General features: G+C 43.7%; 17 protein-coding genes. 16 read left to right on the top strand and 1 reads right to left on the bottom strand.

All coding sequences use genetic code 11. The annotated features are described in order from the left end of the window. Positions 1–233: 233 nt before the first annotated feature. The 4 genes from V7L97_RS03830 (at position 234) to V7L97_RS12875 (ending at position 2,739) form a co-directional block, all read left to right on the top strand. Positions 234–950 carry a hypothetical protein gene (locus V7L97_RS03830; RefSeq protein WP_333653517.1) on the top strand — a complete coding sequence of 239 codons (717 nt, stop codon included), beginning with the start codon at positions 234–236 and terminating at the stop codon, positions 948–950. A gap of 110 nt (positions 951–1,060) precedes the next feature. Then, positions 1,061–1,267, top strand: a complete 207-nt coding sequence (locus V7L97_RS03835) for a hypothetical protein (protein WP_333653519.1) — start codon at positions 1,061–1,063, stop codon at positions 1,265–1,267. A gap of 29 nt (positions 1,268–1,296) precedes the next feature. Continuing rightward, a complete protein-coding gene (locus V7L97_RS03840; protein WP_333653521.1) occupies positions 1,297–2,013 on the top strand; it encodes a hypothetical protein in 717 nt (238 codons plus the stop codon). Between the two features lie 516 nt (positions 2,014–2,529). Continuing rightward, the gene (locus V7L97_RS12875; protein WP_442891740.1) at positions 2,530–2,739 is read left to right on the top strand and encodes a DUF4431 domain-containing protein; all 210 of its coding nucleotides are present in this window, start codon (positions 2,530–2,532) and stop codon (positions 2,737–2,739) included. Positions 2,740–2,789: 50 nt separating this feature from the next. Here V7L97_RS12875 and V7L97_RS03845 read toward each other — a convergent pair whose 3' ends face one another. Then, positions 2,790–3,707, bottom strand: coding sequence for a 5'-3' exonuclease (locus V7L97_RS03845; protein WP_333653522.1), 918 nt, complete (start codon positions 3,705–3,707; stop codon positions 2,790–2,792). Positions 3,708–3,832: 125 nt separating this feature from the next. Between V7L97_RS03845 and V7L97_RS03850 the strand changes: the two genes are divergently transcribed. The 12 genes from V7L97_RS03850 (at position 3,833) to V7L97_RS03905 (ending at position 19,966) form a co-directional block, all read left to right on the top strand. After that, on the top strand, positions 3,833–4,519 hold the full coding sequence (locus V7L97_RS03850; RefSeq protein ID WP_333653523.1) for an HAD family hydrolase: 687 nt from the start codon (positions 3,833–3,835) through the stop codon (positions 4,517–4,519). Beyond that, positions 4,504–5,271: an ATP-binding protein gene (locus tag V7L97_RS03855; protein WP_333653524.1), complete on the top strand. Its 768-nt coding sequence runs from the start codon at positions 4,504–4,506 to the stop codon at positions 5,269–5,271. Before V7L97_RS03850 ends, V7L97_RS03855 begins: the two co-directional genes overlap by 16 nt. Positions 5,272–5,422: 151 nt before the next feature. Next, positions 5,423–6,280 (top strand): dihydropteroate synthase, encoded by an 858-nt coding sequence (locus V7L97_RS03860; protein WP_333653526.1) that lies wholly within the window; start codon positions 5,423–5,425, stop codon positions 6,278–6,280. Positions 6,281–6,289: 9 nt separating this feature from the next. Beyond that, on the top strand, positions 6,290–7,228 hold the full coding sequence (locus tag V7L97_RS03865) for an acetyl-CoA decarbonylase/synthase complex subunit delta (RefSeq protein ID WP_333653527.1): 939 nt from the start codon (positions 6,290–6,292) through the stop codon (positions 7,226–7,228). 12 nt (positions 7,229–7,240) lie between these two features. Beyond that, positions 7,241–8,581, top strand: a complete 1,341-nt coding sequence (gene acsC, locus V7L97_RS03870) for an acetyl-CoA decarbonylase/synthase complex subunit gamma (RefSeq protein ID WP_333653528.1) — start codon at positions 7,241–7,243, stop codon at positions 8,579–8,581. Between the two features lie 179 nt (positions 8,582–8,760). Then, positions 8,761–10,959, top strand: a complete 2,199-nt coding sequence (acsB, locus tag V7L97_RS03875; protein WP_333653529.1) for an acetyl-CoA decarbonylase/synthase complex subunit alpha/beta — start codon at positions 8,761–8,763, stop codon at positions 10,957–10,959. A gap of 82 nt (positions 10,960–11,041) precedes the next feature. Next, complete coding sequence (gene cooS, locus V7L97_RS03880) at positions 11,042–13,024, top strand: anaerobic carbon-monoxide dehydrogenase catalytic subunit (protein ID WP_333653530.1); 1,983 nt, start codon at positions 11,042–11,044, stop codon at positions 13,022–13,024. A 61-nt stretch (positions 13,025–13,085) separates the two neighbouring features. Further along, positions 13,086–13,577, top strand: coding sequence for an NADH-quinone oxidoreductase subunit NuoE family protein (locus V7L97_RS03885; RefSeq protein ID WP_333653531.1), 492 nt, complete (start codon positions 13,086–13,088; stop codon positions 13,575–13,577). Continuing rightward, positions 13,561–15,432: an NADH-ubiquinone oxidoreductase-F iron-sulfur binding region domain-containing protein gene (locus V7L97_RS03890; protein WP_333653532.1), complete on the top strand. Its 1,872-nt coding sequence runs from the start codon at positions 13,561–13,563 to the stop codon at positions 15,430–15,432. Before V7L97_RS03885 ends, V7L97_RS03890 begins: the two co-directional genes overlap by 17 nt. 5 nt (positions 15,433–15,437) lie before the next feature. Then, positions 15,438–17,309 (top strand): NADH-ubiquinone oxidoreductase-F iron-sulfur binding region domain-containing protein, encoded by a 1,872-nt coding sequence (locus tag V7L97_RS03895; RefSeq protein ID WP_333653534.1) that lies wholly within the window; start codon positions 15,438–15,440, stop codon positions 17,307–17,309. 20 nt (positions 17,310–17,329) lie between these two features. Then, positions 17,330–17,929 carry an NADH-ubiquinone oxidoreductase-F iron-sulfur binding region domain-containing protein gene (locus tag V7L97_RS03900; protein WP_333653536.1) on the top strand — a complete coding sequence of 200 codons (600 nt, stop codon included), beginning with the start codon at positions 17,330–17,332 and terminating at the stop codon, positions 17,927–17,929. Between the two features lie 24 nt (positions 17,930–17,953). Beyond that, positions 17,954–19,966: a molybdopterin-dependent oxidoreductase gene (locus tag V7L97_RS03905; protein WP_333653538.1), complete on the top strand. Its 2,013-nt coding sequence runs from the start codon at positions 17,954–17,956 to the stop codon at positions 19,964–19,966. Positions 19,967–20,186: the final 220 nt, after the last annotated feature.

Consider the following 20,186-nt stretch of genomic DNA (forward strand, 5'->3'; position numbering starts at 1 on the left):
GCGGAAACTTAGACATTATAACCCTTCAGGTGCCTTCTTCGTTCTCCTTATCAGGGAATATAGGGTATATAAAGGGAGTTTGGAATTTTATTGCTGTGTATCTGCTATTATGATATGCTTTTAATCAAGATTGTTGAAATAGGCAACTTGGTAGATTAAATGTTAAGCGATTAAAGGAGCTAATATATGACTTCAAAAAAAAAGAAACTCTGATTGATGAAAAATTTTACAAAGTGCCCCTATCGGTTCTTTCTGACTTTATAAATACCTTCTTAAGCATATTCTTCCATCCGCTGAAATTTTTTTCATCAAACTATTTTTCTGACAGTACTTGGAGTCGAAATGCCATCAAATATTTCGTAATTGCATATATCCTACTGTTTATCTCTCTTGTTTATAACGTAAAAGATATGAACAATACTGTTCAAACACAGTTGAGCCAAATTAAAAAGGAATCTTTTTCAAACATAGAAAAAATAGATGATATAAAGAAACAAATGGATCAATTCACTAAAAATCTGGAGGAGCAGTCTTTAAACAATTGGGGAATCATTGTTCGTGTTGTAGGGCAGCTAATATTTGGCCTTATTTTAGTGTTCTACATCTTACTGTCTATATATTCATTTGTCAGAAGGAGGAAATTGCCAACTATTTTTAAGATTACAAACATTTTCTCTTATGTGGTAGGGACAGCAGCTATTCTTTTTATTTTGCCCATAAATAGTTATTCGGCTCATTTTAAGAAGTTTGTTGAGCTTAAGCTTAAATGCCAATATTATGATTTCCAAAAAGCACCTATCGTATTGTTTGTAATATTAGGCGTTTACATATTTTCTTTATTTTGTATCGGCTTGCGTCATGCGTTAGGGCTTGAAAAGGCAGAGATTATTACTCTTCTTATTTTTTCGATTACAATTAATGCTTTAATTAATTACTATTTTTTTGTTTGATTAGGTGGAAAAAAGGGGTATATGGGAACAGACTTTAAATAATACTTAACAAGGCATTTCATGGGATTGTGCGAAACTGCTACGATGAGCTTTACCATTAGGGTCAAAATATGAAGATTATTTTTACGAAATATCTTTGCCCTCTCTCCGAGAGAATATCCCTTCTTGGCAAGTACGGATATTATTTCGATAATGCAAGGACACCCGAAGATATTGATGATATTGAGCAAATGCTAAAAGCCGCTGTTCCTGATGGCAAATCGTTGCTCTCCATGTTCGGATATGAGATGAAAGGAGACAGCGATCCTTTTCTCTAAACAGTATTATTGAGGGAATTTTTAGACATTTGCCTCAAGATAACTCATATATCAATGAGTTTATTAATAAATATCGAGACAACGATCCGTTTAATACCCTTGCGCGGATGTGGGTTTTAGTAAAGATTGATGAAGATAAAGTTGAAGAACTCAGACAGCTTAGCAGTAATAGAGAAGAGGCATCTGAAACCCAAAAAAGATACATTGAGCCTACCGAGCCAGAATCTTTTCTTGAGGAAAAACTTTATGAATTTGCTCATTTAGCGGAACTTCTTACATGCCATTATAGGCATTGGAATTATGAGACCTTTCTTGCACGCAGCTCTCCGTACAGAGGAAAGGACAATTTAGAGGGGATAGTTTTTGCCTATTGTCTTATGACGTGTTTTCCAGCAGAAGCAACAAAAGGACTAGAGCCGTTATCATGGTTCCATGAGGATATCCAAACCTTGCTGAGTGTCTTTAATAATATTGAAATTGAACTGAATAATGATAGTTGCGAACTGTTCGAGTATTTATCAAACCTAATTTACACTTCAGTTGTGCATACATTGACTGAAAAAGGAAAACTATTGCTCTTGGTAAGCGTGATTGAACTTTTACTTACTTATAGCCCAGATTATAATAGGTTTAACATTGAGGACTCGATTAGCAAACAATTTCAACTAAAGACAGCTTTAGTAGTATATCAAAATAACAAGAATAAAAATATTAATGAAATTCGCGAAAACCTAAAATATATATAATATAATATACAATGTGCGTTCAAAGATTGCGCATGGCGATTTCAAGTCTTTGAAAAAAAATCATTCAGAAAAAATTATCTACATCTGAATATAGCCGAGATATTGAAGATTATCACCTATCAGAACTCAATGAATCGCTATACACGTGCATAAAGGCCATTTTGGAAGAATATTTTAAAGATAGAGATTATATTAGGTTTCTCAGGGAGCATTAGGACAGGGATAAAATGCGGTATAAATCATCTAACGAATCGCTACCGGATCGCGGCATGCCCCACTCTCGGTGAACTTCAGTAAAGTGAATATGAACAGAAAATATAAAATCATTGCAATACTCATGTTATTCATTATTCCATCTCTTTTATTTGCTGAATGTATGAATTGCGAACCTGACGCCGTTTCCTTGACTGGAAAAATAATTCGAAAAACATTCCCTGGCCGACCTAATTATGAAAGCATAAAAGCCGGAGATGAACCTGAGACATATTGGATATTGATCTCGGATAAGCCTTTTGTGTGAACGCCAAGACAGGAATTCATCTATATTCTTCTGAATCAGGAATCAAGGAAGTTCAGCTTGTTTTTTGGGGGAATGAATATAAAAAATATAAAAATTTGATTGGCAAAAATGTCATTGTCAATGGTCAGTTATTCCCTATGCAAACTGGGCATCATCACACAAGGGTACTAATAACTGTAAAGGATATACGAAGGGATAATAAATGACATACAACTGGGAGCGGCGGGAAACTGCCCGCCTCTCGTGAGCTTATGCGTTAACCCCCTAATGCCTTCATCAATTCATCTTTATCCTTAATAGTCCTGTATTCTCCGCGCGGCTTATATCCGCCTGACGGGATCAGCTTTATCAGGCTCTTGAATTCAAATTCGGTGAACAGGGAGAGGAGGGATGGCCAATCAGGCTCTTTGATTATCATGTCTTGAAGACTTATATCCACTGGTATATTTGTATCAATGGTTGCGAGTGTTTTGCTTATCTTTATGTTTTCTATATTATCCACTACCATCTTTCTAATCCTCTCGCTCTCTATCTTTTCGGGATGATTGATGAGTTCATCAAGGCTGCCTATCTTTGAAAGAAGCTCTTTTGCTGTTTTTTCGCCTATGCCCTTTACTCCGGGAATATTGTCTATTGCATCTCCTGTTATTGCCATTATTTCAGGTAGTCTCTCCGGAGGTACACCGAATCTTTCTTTGACATAATTTTCATCGATTGTTAAATCCTTCATGGGATCATAAATCTTTATGCCATTTCCAACCACCTGCATCATGTCTTTGTCGCCGCTGAGTATGAATACGCTTATACCTTCCGCTGCTGTCTTTTTTGCTATGGTGCAGATAATATCATCAGCCTCATAGCCCGGCATCTCGAATGCAGCTATATTAAATGCCTTTATTATTTCCTTTATATGCGGTATCTGGGCAATCAGATCATTGGGTGTCTCCGGCCTCTGTGCCTTGTATTCTTCGTATATTTTGTGTCTTTCTGTGGGAACAGGTGAGTCAAAGGCTATAGCAATTGCATCAGGCTTCTTTTCCCTGATTATTTTGAGGATCATATTGGTAAAGCCGTAGATTGCATTAGTTGGAAAACCCTTGGAATTGGTCAATCCTCTTATGGCATGGTATGCCCTGTAGAAATAAGAGTTGCCATCGATCAGATAGAGGTTCATGGATGATTATATCAGAAAAGTGTAATAACCGTTTAAAGTGAATTTCGATAGGAAAGATAAAATAAGGAATCGCTCAAAGTCAAGAAAATATTGAGCTTTTTGTGCCTTTTCTTTTATATTAATAAATGCCGATTAAACTTATAATCTTTGACCTCGATGGAACACTTATAGATTCAAGCATCGATATAACCAATGCCATAAATTACGCCATTGAACCTTATGGTGTTAAGCCTGTTACTGTTCAGGAGACCATAGGTCTTGTTGGGGAAGGAATTACAAGGCTTATGGAAAAGATAATAGACAGAGGCCAGAAGTCAGAAGATAGAAGTCAGACAAAAGAAATAGACAAAGACATTCTGGTTGATAGATTCCTTGAACACTATTCAGCACATCTCGTTGATAAGACCACTGTTTATCCAGGAGTGAGAGAGACACTGGAAAGACTGAAAGACTATAAAAAGGCTGTGATATCCAATAAGAGGGAAGCCCTTTCCACAAAGATATTAAATGACCTCGGACTCTTGAAATATCTTGATCTGGTAGTGGGCAGCGATACGACCCCTGAGAGAAAGCCTTCGCCTGTTCCGATTCTTCATGTCCTTTCAAAACTGAATATAAGGCCAGAAGATGCAGTTATTGTTGGAGACAGCAATTTCGATATAGAGGCAGGCAAGGCAGCAGGAATTAAAACCATTGCTGTGACTTATGGCTATAGGCCGCTGGACTTATTAAAGGGTGCTGATTTTATAATAAACAGGATGGATGAGTTGATAGACATATTAAAGAGGTTCGATAAATGGGATTTACGATAGCCTTTGCAGGCAAGGGTGGAACAGGAAAGACTTCCATCGCAGGACTGACAATAAAATTTCTTTTAAGCAAGAGGAGCGGGCCTGTACTTGCAGTTGATGCTGACAGCAATGCATGTCTGAACGAAGCCCTTGGCGTTAAAATCCATGCAACCATTGGAAAGTTGAGAGAAGAATCACTTCAGGCAGTGAGAAGCGGGGGAGACAGGCCGGGCGGCATGTCTATGGAGCAGTTGTTCGATTATCAGATTCAGCAGTCCATTATAGAGGCAAAGGGTTTTGACCTCATGGTGATGGGAAGGCCTGAAGGCCCGGGGTGTTATTGTGCAGCAAATAATATTATAAGGAAATATACGGACCTGCTTTCTGATAAGTACCCTTACATTGTTATAGACAATGAAGCAGGTATGGAGCATCTGAGCAGAAGAACCACTCATAAAGTCGACTTGCTGATAATCGTGAGCGACCCGACTTTCAAGGGTATTCTGACAGTCAAGAGGATAAACGAGCTCGTTGATGAATTGAAGCTTGAGGTTGACAGGCGTGTCCTGATTATAAACAGGGTAATTGGACAGGAAGGCGAAGAACTAAAGAAGATGGCAGAGGGATTTGGCATTAATGTGGCAGGACTTATACCGCAGGATGAGATGATTTTTAAATTCGATCTCGAAGGAAAGCCTGTTTTTGAGCTTCCGGAGGATGCTGTATCCGTGCAGACCGTATTCAATATACTCCAGTCATTGCAGATACCGTGAGATTGCAGGATTATGGTTTTATAAAATAAACAAATAAACAATTCTCTTTACTTGGTCATAATTTTGTGTTATTTTCATAGACTTAATTTAAATTCCAGAATTTTACCTTTTGTAACACGGCAATTACATTTTGTAGCGAAAGGAGAAAAAGATGCTGATAATCGGCGAAAAATTAAGCATTATAGCCAAGAGGGTTAGAGAGGCTATGATGAAAAGGGACAAAGGCCCTATACAGGAGATAGCTACACGGCAGTGGAAAGAAGGTTCGGGCATGATCGATGCCAACATAGGTCCTGCTGAAGACGGCGGAGAGGAGTTGATGGAGTGGATGGTTACTACCATTCAGGAAGTTGTTCCTCTGCCGATATGTCTGGACACCACCAACTATAAGGCAATAGAGGCTGGTCTTAAGGTTCATAATAATGAATGGGGAAGGCCTCTGATCAACTCCACATCAAATGACCCTGAAAGATTTCCCATGCTTGAACTCGCTGCAAAATACAATTCACAGATAATCGGACTCACTGTCGGTAAGGGTGGACTTCCTGCCGATGTAGAGGAGAGGGCAGCAATAGCAGCGGAGATAATGGCAAGGGCCATGGAATACGGAGTTCCTCTTGAGGATATCTTCCTTGATCCACTTGTACTTCAGATCGCAACATCTCAGGACCATGCTATAAAGGTTATCGATGCTATAAAGATGTTCAGGGAAATGAATGAGCCGCCTATGAAGACAGTTGTCGGACTGAGCAATATTTCCAATGGATGTCCAAAACATGTTAGACCGATATTGAATAAATATTACTTTATTATGCTTATGAATGCAGGACTGGATGCTGCTATCGCCGATGCCCATGAGATGGCAGAGGCTATGCAGGAAAAGCAATTGGTCGATGATATTCTTGCAGGCAAGAAGATCGAGGATGCCGAAAAGATGAAGGTTATACAAAAGACCCTCGATGTAATAATGAACAAAACCCTTTATGCACATTCGTATTTAGAAATGTAGGAGGTATATATGGCTTTCGCTGCACCTAAGGAGACTTTTTCAGGCAAGGTTTTTGAGGTTACTATAGGCACCGACAAGACCGCTGTTTTCGGTGGAGAGAATGTTCTCCCCTTTCATGCCTTTGAAGGAAGTGTTCCGCACAGGCCTGTAATAGCCTATGAGGTTCAGGATATCGTTCCCGATGACTGGCCAGAGACAGTGAGAAAGGTTTATGAAGGCGTTTCCGGAGACCCTGTTACATGGGCAAAATACTGTCAGGATACACTGAATGCAAAGGCAATAGCATTAAGGCTTTTAAGCACACACCCTGACAGGGAAAACCGCTCTCCAGAGGAGGCGGCAAAGACAGTAAAGGATGTGCTCGCTGCAATAAATGTCCCGCTCATAATCCTCGGAAGCAATCATGTAGAGAAAGACTCTTCAGTGCTTGTTGCAGTCTCCGAAGCTGCAAAGGATAAAAACTGCATTATAGGAAAGGCACAGGAAGGGAATTACAAGACCATTGCAGCTGCTGCAATGGCAAACAACCATAGACTTATAGCCATGTCAGAGCTCGATATAAACCTTTCAAAACAGCTCAATATCCTGATAACACAGATGGGTTTTGACAAGGAGAAGCTGATAACAGACCCCATGTGTTCGGCGCTCGGATACGGTCTTGAATATACATATTCGGTTATGGAGAGGATAAGGCTTGCGGCACTGACGCAGAATGATGCGACCATGCAGCCGCCCATGCTTGCAGATGTGGGCATGTATGTGTGGAAGATAAAGGAGACACAGGCATCAGATGCAGAGCTTCCTCTGTGGGGATCCCTGCAAGAGAGGGGAATAACATGGGAGGCCACTACCGCAGCCTCATTTTTGATGTCCGGTGCGGAGCTTCTGATCATGAGACATCCTGAAGCAGTTAAAGCAGTCGAAAAATTTATTGATGAGTTAATGTAAGGGAGGTTAAATATGGCTTTAACAGGCGTTGAAATATTTAAATTGCTTCCAAAGACCAACTGTAAAAAGTGCGGACATCCCACATGTCTTGCCTTTGCCATGAAACTGGCACAGAGGCAGGCATCACTGGATGCATGTCCTGATGTATCCGAAGAGGCAAAGAGAATTCTCGGCGAGGCCTCGGCTCCTCCAATAAGGCCGATAACCCTCGGTGCCGGCGATAAGGCAGTGAAGATGGGAGAAGAGACTGTCCTCTTCAGGCATGAAAAGAAGTTTGTGAATCCATGCGCCTTTGCAGTTGAGATAAAAGACTCCATGTCAGATGACGAGATTAATAAGATTGTTGATGGCGTATTAAATTCAGAAATAGACAGGGTAGGCCAGAAACTCAGGATTGACGCCATTTTCGTAAATAATGCATCAAATGATGCGGGAAGGTTCGAAGGCGTGGTGAAGGCCATTGCATCAAAGGCGCCTGCCGTGCCTTTGATTATCGCAACCAATAATCCTGCTGCAGCAGAGGCTGCCCTGAAAAATATCGCCGACAAAAAGCCGCTCCTTTACGGAGCCGATGAGTCCAATGCAGAGGCAATGGTGAACATTGCAAAGACATATAAGGCATCCCTTGGCGTTACGGCAAAGGGGCTTGATGCACTTTCTGCATTGACAGAGAAGATAAAGGGCCTCGGCGTCGAGGATATGGTCATTGATTCAGGTGCGAGAACCGCAAAGGAAATCCTTGAGGCCAATACCTTTATAAGAAGGGCTGCAATCAAGAAGAATTTCAAGGCACTGGGCTACCCCGTGATAACCTTTGCACAGAGGGATGATAAGATACTCGAGAGTCTTGTTGCAACCCTCGGAGTGACAAAATATGCATCGATTGTAGTCTTAAGCAGCGTCGAAAAATGGAAGAACCTCGCACTATTTACACTGAGGCAGAACATATATACAGACCCGCAGGTTCCGATGCAGGTGGAGCAGAAGATATACAAGATCGGCGAGCCCACACCTGAATCTCCTCTTGCCATTACAACAAACTTCTCATTGACATACTTTATCGTTTCGGGTGAGATCGAAAACAGCAAGGTTCCATGCAGACTTGCTGTTATGGACTGCGAAGGATTGTCTGTCCTTACAGCATGGGCAGCGGGTAAATTCACTGCGTCTAAGATTGCCCAGTTCATTCAGGAGAGCGGCATAGAGAACGAGATAAAGCACAGGGAATTGATTATCCCCGGCTATGTTGCGATACTGAGCGGCGCCATAGAGGACAAACTTCCAGGGTGGAAGGTAACAGTCGGGCCGAGGGAGGCAAATGGACTTCCCGCATTCCTGAGGTCAAAGGCATAGCAGGCCATAAGGATCGGTTATTTAAAAATTAATAATTATGTATTGACTTATATTGTGGAATTAGGACTAAACTAATCTTTAATGAGTAAATGAGTAAATGTGTAAAAGAGTTAATGAGTAAAAAGTAAGCGCATTCACCCATATGCTCATATACACATAAACTAAATAAGGAGGTTGGGATGTCAAAGTTAATAGCCTCGGCAGCTATAAGAGGTGCACATAAACTCGTGGCTCAGGCCGAAGAAATGGTGGAAAAGGCAATAGCCGAAAAGGGAAAGGACTTTGCCTTCGAGTTTCCGGATACCGCTTACTATCTCCCCATGATATATGCAATGACAGGGTTCCCTGTCAAGACAGTCGGCGATATGAAGGTCGCCCTCGGTTTTGCAAAGGAGCTTCTCCATGACGAACCAGAAGAGAATATCTGGAAACCGTATCTTGGAGAGGCCCTCGACTCAGGAATGGCAACGCTTTTTGCCGAGGAGATTATACTCGCAATCAAATATATATATGGTCTCGAACCATATAAAGATCCCGAGACAGGCTATGTCTATAACGGTTTTATAACAGACACGATACAGAGAAATCTTGGCATACAGCTCGTTGACGGCACAATGCCTGGATTTGCAGCAATAATCGGGGCTGCTCCAACTGATGACATTGCTGTGAATATCTGCAGGGAGTTGCAGGAAAAGAATATCCTTATATTCCTTTCAGGCCAGTCCAATGGTGATAGCGTGACAAAGCAGCTCCAGAGGAAAGGAATAGAACTCGGATGGGATACGAGGATAGTTCCGCTTGGCCCTGATACAGAGCATACCCTTTATGCACTTGACTGGGCAATCAGGGCATCTTTGATATTTGGCGGCAAAAAGCCCGGTGATTTTAAAAGTCATTTAAAGTATCAGAAAGACAGGGTTTTTGCATTCGCCCTTGCACTCGGCCCTCTCGATGACATCAAATGGTCAACAGGCGCAGGCGCAATAAACATGGGCTTCCCGGCAGTATGCGATACGGATGTCCCTGTCATACATCCCACAGGTGTATGTACATACGAAGAAGTGGATAAAGAGCTTGACCATTCAAAGATTGTCCAGAAGGCAATAGAGGTAAGGGGTCTTAAGATCATTGTTGAAAAGCCTCCGATACCAGTTGCATACGGCCCTGCATTTGAGGGTGAGAGGATAAGAAAAGAGGATATGTTTATTGAATTTGGAGGTCAGAGGACTCCTGCATTTGAGTGGGTCAGGATGAGAGAGCTTGAGGAGATAGAGGACAACAAGGTTATTATTGTGGGTGACAACTGGCAGGAGCGTTATGAAAAGGGCGGACAGATGCCCCTCGGTATCCTGATAGAAGTCGCAGGAAGAAGAATGCAGAAGGACTTCGAGTCTGTCATAGAAAGAAAGATACACCACAATATAAACGAGGCACAGGGGCTCTGGCACATGGGACAGCGTGACATTAACTGGATAAGGATAAGCAATGCTGCACAGAAAGACGGAATAACCCTTGAACATATAGGGGTCATTCTCAATACAATGACCCACAACCGTTTCAAGTCTATAGTTGACAAGGTACAGGTTACCATTTATACGGATGAGCAGGATGTTATAAGAATAAGGGAGGAAGCGCGGGCTGCATATAAAGAGCGCGACCAGAGGCTTGGATCCCTGACTGATGATGCTGTTGACATATTCTATTCATGTCTGCTCTGCCAGTCTTTTGCCCCTGCTCATGTATGTATTATAACGCCTGAAAGGCTTGGTCTATGCGGAGCTTACAACTGGCTTGACGGAAAGGCAGCATATGAGATAGACCCTACAGGAGGAAACCAGCCAGTTCCAAAGGGAGAAATTGTTGATGCCAGATACGGAAGATATACAGGAGTTGACGAGTATCTTAAAAAGGCATCAGGCGGTGCAGTGGAAACACTGAATCTTTATACAATAATGGAAAACCCAATGACCTCATGCGGATGCTTTGAGTGTATTGTCGCGATTATCCCTGAGGCCAACGGCGTCATGATTGTAAACAGGGGTGCAACCATGATGACCCCTATAGGCATGAAGTTCTCCACCCTCGCAGGCACTGTCGGCGGCGGTGCACAGACACCGGGATTCATGGGGATTGGCGTTAACTTCATAACAAGCAAGAAGTTCCTCTCTGGCGACGGCGGCATAAAGAGGATTGTCTGGATGCCGAAAGGACTGAAGGAGAGAATAGCAGAGGAGTTTAAAAAGAGGGCAGAAGAGGCTGGAGTGCCAGATTTGCTTGATAAGATAGCAGATGAGACTATCTGTGAAGATTCAGAAAAACTTCTCGAATATCTCACGAGTGTTGGACATCCGGCATTGGAGATGGAACCAATGATATAAAAAGTGTCGGTGTCGGTTTTAAGTGTCAGTAACAGACACTGTCACTAATCACTGACACAGATTATTAAACTTGGAGGTAAAAATGGAGAAGGAGATAAAGGTTGCGAGCGATGTATCAGAGCAGGTTGTAGAATGGGCAGAGGAACATGGATATGAAACCTGTATTGACAGGGCTATGAAGCTCAAGCCTTGCCCTATTGGCGAAGAGGGCGCATGCTGCAGGGTCTGCCACATGGGACCATGCAGATTTACAGGTAAAAACATAGCGGATGTAAGAGGAGTCTGCGGAGCTGATGTTAATGTAGTTGCTGCCCGTAATTTTTTGAGAATGGTGGCAGCAGGCACTGCAGCGCATTCAGACCATGCGAGGGATATGGCTTTTACTCTTCTTGAGGTGGCAAGGGGAGAGGTGAAGGATTTTGAGATAAAGGACTGGAGAAAGCTTTTCAGAGTTGCCGGAATTATGGGCATTGAGTTTGAGGGCAGAGATAGAATGAAGGTAGCTGAAGAAGTCGCCCTTAAATACATAGAGCATTTCACACAGCAAAAAGGAGAGCTCGCATATTTCCACAGGGCTCCTAAAAAGACTCAGGAGAGGTGGAGAAAGTGGGGAGTGATGCCTCGTGGGATTGACAGGGAGGTTGTCGAAGCGCTGCACCGTTCAAGCATCGGTGTTGATCAGGACCCAGAGAATATAATGAGCGCAGTTGCTAAAGTTGGCCTTGCTGACGGATGGGGAGGCTGCATGATCTCAACAGACATAACAGACATTCTTTTTGGCACTCCCAGGCCGATAAAGTCTCAGGCAAGCGTTGGTATATTTAAAGAAGACGAAGTGAATATAGTAGTTCATGGGCATGAACCTACGCTTGCGGAGATGATAGTTGATGTGGTGAATGAACCAGAGCTTATAGAATATGCAAAAAGCAAGGGCGCAAAAGGCATAAATCTTGGCGGTATGTGCTGCACTGCAAACGAAGTTCTGATGAGGCACGGCATACCTACGGCAGGCGGTTTCGTGAATCAGGAATTAGGATTGATGACAGGGCTTGTGGATGCTATTACTGTAGATGTTCAGTGCATAATGCCGGCTCTTATTGAGATATCAAAGAAATTCCATACAAAGGTTATAACAACAACGTATAAAGCAAAGCTCACCGGAGCCACACATATTGAATATGATGAGCACAGGGCAAAGGATATAGCGAGACAGATTGTAAGGCTTGCAATAGATAATTATCCAAACAGGACCAAAGAAGGCGCTCATGTCAGCAAGACATACCCTGTTATCGGCGGCTTTTCTGATGAGTATATAGAATATATGCAGGGTGGAACATGGAGGGGATCTTACAGGCCATTGAACGATGCCATAATAGCAGGCAGGATCAGAGGCGTTGTCGGTATTGCAGGTTGCGACAATCCAAGGGTTCAGTCAACAGGAATACATAAATTTCTTGCAACTGAACTCATAAGAAACGATGTCCTTGTTGTAGCAACCGGCTGCGGAGCAGCAGCATGCGGAACAATGGGCTATTTGACGCCGGAAACAGCGCTTGAAATGGCAGGTCCCGGACTGAGAGAGGTCTGCGAGGCAATAGGAATACCTCCGGTATTGCATTTGGGAGCATGCGTTGATAATTCAAGGATACTTACCATACTTGCTGCTATGGCAGCAGAAGGAGGCCTTTCCGATGAAATAGGCGGCATGCCGGGAGTCGGAATTGCGCCTGAATGGATGTCTGAGAAGGCTGTTGCAATAGGCACTTATTTTGCTATTTCCGGGGTGCCGGTGATATTCGGCGGCAAGTCTCCAGTAGGCTCGAGCAAGGAAGTCACAAGGATAATGACTGAGGTTTGGCTTGAAAGATTCAGAGGGGCATTTCATTTTGAAGAAGACCCTGAAAAGATGCTGGAGATCGCATTGAACTATATTGACAATGCAAGGGCAGGTCTCAAGCTCAAAAAATATGAACCGGGAAGATTTGGCACAGAGCGCGTGCTTATGGACATGGCTGCAAGGCGTGAACTCGAAAGAGGCGTTGCAAAGCCGCATATTGGATTGTAAAATAGGAAATTGATATAGATCAAATAGGACATATATGACCTATGTTTTTGGAGGTTTTAAAATGATAGATGTTCAGCAAGAGATGGCAATGGTTTCTGATGTGCTTACGGATGAGCAAAAAAGAAGAGCTGTCCTGATCCATGCCTTTCATAAGGTTCAGAAGGAAAACAACTATTTGCCGAAGGACAAACTTATAGCCCTTTCCGAAGAGCTTAACATACCTCTGTCAGAGGTCTATAGCACAGCATCATTCTATAAACAATTCTATTTCACGCCGCGCGGCAAGAATATCGTTTGCGTATGCGTAGGCACTGCTTGTCATGTCAGAGGAGCAGGAGAGATAGTAAACAGGCTCGAAAACGCCTTTGGCATCAAGGCCGGCGAGACGACAAAAGACATGTCCGTTACTTTAGAGACCGTAGGCTGCGTTGGTTGCTGCGGCCTTGCACCAGTAGTTGTCGTTAATGAAGAAATTAGCGGCGAACTCACTAGCGCGAAAACTGATGCGATTATAGAGGGATTAAAAACAGGAACATATGAAAAGGCTGAATAATATAGATGAGATAGCAGAGTTAAGGGCATCGCTGAAGAAAGATGCCCGTGAATCAGGAAAGCAGACAGTTAAGCTTTGCTGCGGCACTGCCTGCCGGGCAACAGGTTCGCTGAAGGTGCTTGACGCTCTTCATAAACATGCCGAGCATGTTAAGGATGTAGAGGTTATAACTACAGGATGTCAGGGCCTTTGTCAGAAGGGGCCTCTAATGAAGGTCGAACCGCACGGATATTTCTATCAAAGGGTTGGGGCTGCTCATATTCCAAAGATAGTAAGCAGCACCTTTATGGCAGGATTTCCTGTGCGCGAGCTTTTATATAGGGACAGCATTATAACAAAACCTGTTGAGCTAATGGAGGAAGTGCCTTTTTACAAGAAGCAGCAAAGACTTGTGCTGCGGAACAATGAAAGAATAGACCCGTGCAATATACTTCAATATATCAGATATGACGGATATTTAGCCCTCGAAAAAGCCCTTTCCGGTATGAGTTCTAAGGACGTGATTAATGAAATAATAAATTCAGGGCTCAGGGGCCGGGGTGGAGCGGGGTTTCCAACAGGAATAAAATGGGATGCCGTAAGCCAATCAATGGTAAAAACAAAGATGGTTGTTGCAAATGGTGACGAAGGGGACCCTGGAGCCTTTATGGACCGTTCAATAATGGAGGGAGACCCGCACAGTCTTTTGGAAGGAATGCTTTTATGCGCGTATGCCATTGGGGCAAAATATGGATTCATTTACGTGAGGCATGAATATCCGCTTGCTGTGAAGAATCTTAATATAGCAATAAAACAGGCTCGGGATATGGGACTTCTCGGAAATAATATATTGGGCACTGAATTCTGTTTTGACGTATCAATAAGGGAGGGAGCGGGCGCATTTGTGTGTGGTGAGGAAACAGCGCTGCTCGCTTCAATTGAAGGGAGAAGGGGTTACCCTGTTCAAAAACCTCCGTTTCCTGCTGAAAGCGGGGTATGGACTTACCCGACGTGTATAAACAATATAGAAACGCTCGCGAATGTGCCTTATATAATAGCGAACGGCAGCCAGAACTACGCGACACTCGGCACAGAAAGATCCAAGGGAACCAAGGTATTCGCTCTTACCGGCAAGATAAAGAACACAGGATTAATTGAAGTGCCCATGGGTATAACCTTACGGGAAATAATATATGAAATCGGCGGAGGCATACTCGAAAACAGGAAACTGAAGGCTGTCCAGACCGGAGGCCCTTCAGGAGGATGCATTCCTGCTGAACTTATAGATCTGAGGATTGATTTTGATTCCTTGTTTGAAGCCGGCTCGATGATGGGATCAGGCGGTCTTGTTGTAATGGACGAGAAGGATTGTATGGTGGATGTGGCGAAGTTTTTTCTTTCCTTCACGCAGCAGGAGTCCTGCGGCAAGTGCCCGCCCTGCAGGATTGGCACTTACCAGATGCTTCAGATACTCGACAGGATCACAAAAGGGGAAGGCGGGCATGGAGACATAGAAAGACTTCAGCAGATAGGCAATATGGTCAAGGAAGGCTCGCTTTGCGGACTTGGCAAGACCGCGCCCAATCCCGTGCTTTCGACTATTAAATACTTCAGGGAAGAGTATGAGGAGCACATTTACAACAAGTATTGCAGGGCAAAGGTATGCCGTGGCATTGGCCTGTATAGAATAGACATGGATGAATGCTTTTTGTGCGGAATTTGCAAAGAGGTGTGCGCCTTTGATGCTGTAAAAGAGACAAAGGATAAATTTTTTATTGATATGGACTATTGCACAAAATGCAGGGCTTGCTATGATGCGTGCCCGATTCACGCGGTAAAAATTGAAAAAAAAGCGGATTTTAAGGTAGAGGCTTGAATAAAATGGAAAGGCTAAAAAGCATAGAAGAACTCAACAGATTAAGGGAGAGTTATAAAAAGGAAGATACGGGAAAGATAGTTATCAGGGTATGCGGAGGAAGCGCGTGCAGGGCATCGGGCTCAAAAAAGGTTGTTAAAGAGATGCTTGCCGAGGCCGAACGCAGGGGCCTTGATATAGAGATCAAGACAACCGGATGCAGGGGAATGTGTTCAAAAGGGCCGAATGTCAAGTTTGACCCTCACGGAATATTTTATACCAGAGTAAAACCTGATATGGTCAAGCATCTGATAGGCTATACCATTAATGCTAATGCGCCGTTCAGACCGCTGCTATACCGCGATGACATACTCAGTGAACCGGTTGAAAGGATCGAAGATATACCTCTTTATAAGAAACAGATGAGGCTTGTGCTCAGACACAACGGTCTCATTGACCCCAAGTCAATCGAGGACTATATAAAGGCCGGAGGATATACTGCACTGGAAAAGGCGTTGTCCTCAATGTCGCCCGATGATGTTCTTAATGAGATAGACAGGGCAAATCTCAGGGGAAGGGGCGGCGCGGGTTTTCCGGCAGGCAAGAAGTGGAAACACACGAAGAGCGCAAAAAGCAAAATTAAATTCATTGTTGCAAATGGCGATGAAGGAGACCCTGGCGCATTTATGGACAGGTCTATAATGGAAGGCAATCCGCACAGTCTGATCGAAGGAATGATACTGAACGCCTATGCGATAGACGCCCAGTATGGATTCATATATGTAAGGCATGAATATCCGCTCGCTGTCGAAAACCTGCTCGTCGCAATAGATCAGGCAAGGGAGATGGGGATACTCGGCAAGAATATATTAGGCACGGACTTCAGTTTTGACATAGGTATAAGGGAAGGAGCCGGGGCTTTCGTGTGCGGAGAATCGACAGCGCTTATCGCTTCGATAGAGGGCGCAAGAGGATTTCCGAGGCCGAGGCCACCGAGGTTGTCAGAAGTGGGAGGCGGAGTTTGGGGATACCCAACTAACCTCAATAACATAGAGACATTCGCGAACGTGCCGATAATTATTGAAAAGGGAGCTGATTATTTCCTCTCAATTGGAACCAAGGGATCACCCGGAACAAAGGTGTTTGCGCTTGCGGGAAAGGTAAAAAATTCCTGTCTTATAGAAGTCCCGATGGGTATTACATTGCGGGAAATCGTTTACGATATCGGGGGCGGAATAATCGGCAATAAAAAATTCAAGGCGATACAGACAGGAGGGCCATCAGGCGGGTGCCTGCCTGAAAGCATGCTCGATACACCTGTGGATTTTGATACCCTGACAAAGGCAGGTTCCATGATGGGGTCAGGCGGAATGATAGTCCTTGATGAGGACAACTGTATGGTGGATGTGGCTAAGTATTTCCTTTCGTTCTGTCAGTCAGAATCCTGCGGAAAATGCCCGCCTTGCAGGATAGGCACTTACCAGATGCTCCAGATACTCGAAAAGATAACATCAGGAAAGGGTGAGCACGGAGACATAGAACGTCTTGAGGAAATTGGCAACAAGATTGTCGAGGGCTCGCTTTGCGGACTCGGCAGTTCTGCCCCGAACCCTGTGCTTTCAACCATCAAGTATTTCAGAGAGGAATACGAAGAACACATTTACGATAAATATTGCAGGTCAAAGGTTTGTCAGGGAGTCGGCGTGTACTCAATAGACACTGACCAGTGCTTCTTATGCGACATTTGCAAAGAGGCTTGCGCCTTTGACGCTGTAAAGGAATATAAAAACAGATTATTTATTGATCAGGATTATTGCACAAAGTGCAAGGCTTGCTATACAGCCTGTCCGATCGGAGCAGTGAAGATAGAAAAACGATCTGTTGCGCGTAAGGCGTAACCCGTCAGGACTTTGGAGGTATGATGACAGAGGCAAAGGAAAAGAAGACAGAGGACATAAAGAAAGAGGCAGAAGAAAAGAACTGTACAGTTCAAAAGGCGCTTTATTATGTCAGTGAATTTTTATCGGGTCCTATGTGCGGCAGGTGTTTTCCGTGCGCGCTGGGCTCGTATGAGGCAAAGGTTAGACTGCAAAGGATTGCCGAAGGTAAAGCCGCAGATGCCGACCTAATTGTCTTAAGGAATATAGCTGACAATATGCTTGAGGCGTCCATGTGCAAGAAGGGCAAGGATACTGCAAGGTTTATACTTGAATGGCTTGGCACGGATGCCTATAAGGAGCATATCGAAGGCAAATGTATTGCGCATGAGTGTATGGCACTACTTGAATTCAAGGTCATACCCGAAAAATGCGTAATGTGCGGATTATGTTTGGACGCATGCAGGTATTCCGCGATTATTGGTGAAAAGAAAAAGCGTTTTCAGCTTGGTTATCTGCCTTATGAAATAAGGATGGCAAGATGCGTTAAGTGTGGAGATTGCGTCAAGGTTTGCCCGACAGAGGCGATTGTAATTGTTGATATAAAGAAAAAAACGGTTCAAACAGTTCAAACGGTTTAAACAGTTTGATATAAAGGAGGAATTATGGCAAACATGGTTAATCTTAAGATAGATGGCAAGGAGATAAAGGCCCCTGAGGGCACTAACCTCATCGATGCTGCGGAACTGGGCGGCATTCATATACCAAACCTCTGTTATCTTAAAGGCTTAAAGGGCATCGGTGCATGCAGGCTCTGTCTTGTGGAAATAGAGGGAATGAAGGCGCCCATGATTGCCTGCACCACAAGGGTGAAAGAGGGCATGGTGGTCAACACAAAGACAGAGAAGGTTCAGGAGGTAAGGAAATTCGTAATAGACCTCATCCTCTCTATGCATCCCCTTGACTGCATGACATGCACAAAGGCAGGCGCATGCAGTCTCCAGAATTACGCCTATGATTTTGAGATAAAGGAATCATCATTCACAAGAAAGAAATTCGGCTTTTCCATAGATGAGGCAAACCCGTTCATCAAGCGCGACCCTGACTACTGCGTACTTTGCGGCAGATGCGTAAGGGTTTGCAAGGATCAGGGGACGAATGTGCTCGAATTTATGGGAAGAGGTGTTGGTTCGAAGGTTGCAACAGCAGCGGATAAGCCCCTACACGAGTCAGAGTGTACATTCTGCGGAAGCTGCGTTGATGTGTGCCCTGTCAATGCGCTCCTTGAGGCAGACAGATGGAGAAAGGGCAGGGAATGGGATTATGACAAGGTAAATTCCGTGTGTCTGCTCTGCGGAAACGGCTGCGACATAACTGTCAGCACAAAGGATGGACAGATAATGAAGATAAATGCAGGTGCAGCAGAAGGCTCGCCCGAGAGATATATCTGTGCTTATGGAAGGTTCGGCTTTGACTGTATCGAGGCTGACAATAGAGTTACAGCGCCGATGAAACGTGTAAACGGTGAACTGAAAGAGACCACGTGGAAGGATGCCATAGAGACGATTGCCAATGCACTGAAAAAGGCAGGCCAAAACGCAGGTTTCATAACAACAGCAGGAATACTTAACGAAGATGCACTTACATTAAAGAAGTTTGCATCCGATGCTGTAAAGACAAAGAATGTAGATACCACTGCAAGCCTTTATGGCGATGCTGATACATTAATCTCAGGCAGCGCAGACCTTGATTCAGCAGACCTCTTTGTGCTCGTGGATTTAAACCCGAGCCAGTGGAAAAGGGTATTGCCGGCCATTGATGCTGTTATAAGGAGAAGGGTTAATGCTGGTGCAAAGCTGATTGTCATCAATTCATCAGAGCCGAAGATCGCATCCGTGGCAACTGTAAATCTCATCGAAAACGAGGCAGAGGCCCTCATGTCCCTAACAAAGGCCCTGCTTGATAAGGGACTGCCTGGAGATAAAAAGCTTGCTTCCGATGTTTCATCCGCTACAGTTTCAGAGGCAGTGGATAAAGCAGCAACGCTTTATATGGAGGCAAAGAATCCTGTGATACTCTCATCACCAGCAATGTATCAGGCTGCTGCTAATATTTCTCTTTTAAAGGGTGTAACAGTATCTGTACCTGTGGAAAGCAATGCAAAGGGAGTAGTGATGATGGGTCTTACAACTGAAGGTAAATCCTATAAAGAAATGGCTTCAGGAGGACTTAATCTCCTTTATGCAATCGGAGAGGTTCCTTTAAACAAGAGGCCGAATGTTGATTTCCTCGTTGTTCAGACATCCCACCTCACAGAGCTTGCAAAACAGGCTGATATTGTCCTTCCGTCAGCAGCATACCTTGAAATAGATGGAACAGTGGTGGATTATTTAGGAAGGTTAAAGCATGTATGCAAGGCAGTGGAGCCTGCAGGCGATGCGAAATCGCATAGAGAGATTTTTGCAGATATTGCAAAGGCAATGGGTACAGAAATAAAAGAGGCAAAGGAGAGCGAGACAAAGAAGTTCACTGAGGTAAAGGTAAAGGCTTCGGTTGCTCCGTTTGCACGCAAAGAGGGCTTTGATGTAAAGGTTGATGAGATGATTGAGTCGATCAATGCTTCTGTCATCAATGGCTCGAGGTTATTGTGGCTTAAAGAAGCAGCAGTCTGTGCGTAGATAAGCTAATTGCTTAAATAATAAAAAACCCCGCTTCAAGGCGGGGTTTTTTATTGGCAAGGAATTTTGTATCCAGAATTCAGATAAATTATCTATAAAAAAAATCTTATAAATTTGTTACAAAGAGATGTCCACATTTAATGCAGGCGATGAAATTCTCGATATTTGCGGCCCGCTCGGACAGCCCACACATATCCAGAAATATGGTCGCGTGATTCTT

Source organism: Dissulfurispira sp. (assembly GCF_036745535.1).
Taxonomy (GTDB): domain Bacteria; phylum Nitrospirota; class Thermodesulfovibrionia; order Thermodesulfovibrionales; family Dissulfurispiraceae; genus Dissulfurispira.

Excerpts from the sequence above, each read along its gene's own strand:
- V7L97_RS03905 (WP_333653538.1), top strand. The coding sequence starts at position 17,954 with ATGGCAAACATGGTTAATCTTAAGATAGATGGCAAGGAGATAAAGGCC.
- V7L97_RS03835 (WP_333653519.1), top strand. The coding sequence starts at position 1,061 with ATGAAGATTATTTTTACGAAATATCTTTGCCCTCTCTCCGAGAGAATA.
- V7L97_RS03865 (WP_333653527.1), top strand. The coding sequence starts at position 6,290 with ATGGCTTTCGCTGCACCTAAGGAGACTTTTTCAGGCAAGGTTTTTGAG.
- V7L97_RS03855 (WP_333653524.1), top strand. The coding sequence starts at position 4,504 with ATGGGATTTACGATAGCCTTTGCAGGCAAGGGTGGAACAGGAAAGACT.
- acsB (WP_333653529.1), top strand. The coding sequence starts at position 8,761 with ATGTCAAAGTTAATAGCCTCGGCAGCTATAAGAGGTGCACATAAACTC.
- V7L97_RS03850 (WP_333653523.1), top strand. The coding sequence starts at position 3,833 with ATGCCGATTAAACTTATAATCTTTGACCTCGATGGAACACTTATAGAT.
- V7L97_RS03885 (WP_333653531.1), top strand. The coding sequence starts at position 13,086 with ATGATAGATGTTCAGCAAGAGATGGCAATGGTTTCTGATGTGCTTACG.
- V7L97_RS03900 (WP_333653536.1), top strand. The coding sequence starts at position 17,330 with ATGATGACAGAGGCAAAGGAAAAGAAGACAGAGGACATAAAGAAAGAG.
- V7L97_RS03845 (WP_333653522.1), bottom strand. The coding sequence starts at position 3,707 with ATGAACCTCTATCTGATCGATGGCAACTCTTATTTCTACAGGGCATAC.
- V7L97_RS03895 (WP_333653534.1), top strand. The coding sequence starts at position 15,438 with ATGGAAAGGCTAAAAAGCATAGAAGAACTCAACAGATTAAGGGAGAGT.
- V7L97_RS03860 (WP_333653526.1), top strand. The coding sequence starts at position 5,423 with ATGCTGATAATCGGCGAAAAATTAAGCATTATAGCCAAGAGGGTTAGA.
- acsC (WP_333653528.1), top strand. The coding sequence starts at position 7,241 with ATGGCTTTAACAGGCGTTGAAATATTTAAATTGCTTCCAAAGACCAAC.
- cooS (WP_333653530.1), top strand. The coding sequence starts at position 11,042 with ATGGAGAAGGAGATAAAGGTTGCGAGCGATGTATCAGAGCAGGTTGTA.
- V7L97_RS03890 (WP_333653532.1), top strand. The coding sequence starts at position 13,561 with ATGAAAAGGCTGAATAATATAGATGAGATAGCAGAGTTAAGGGCATCG.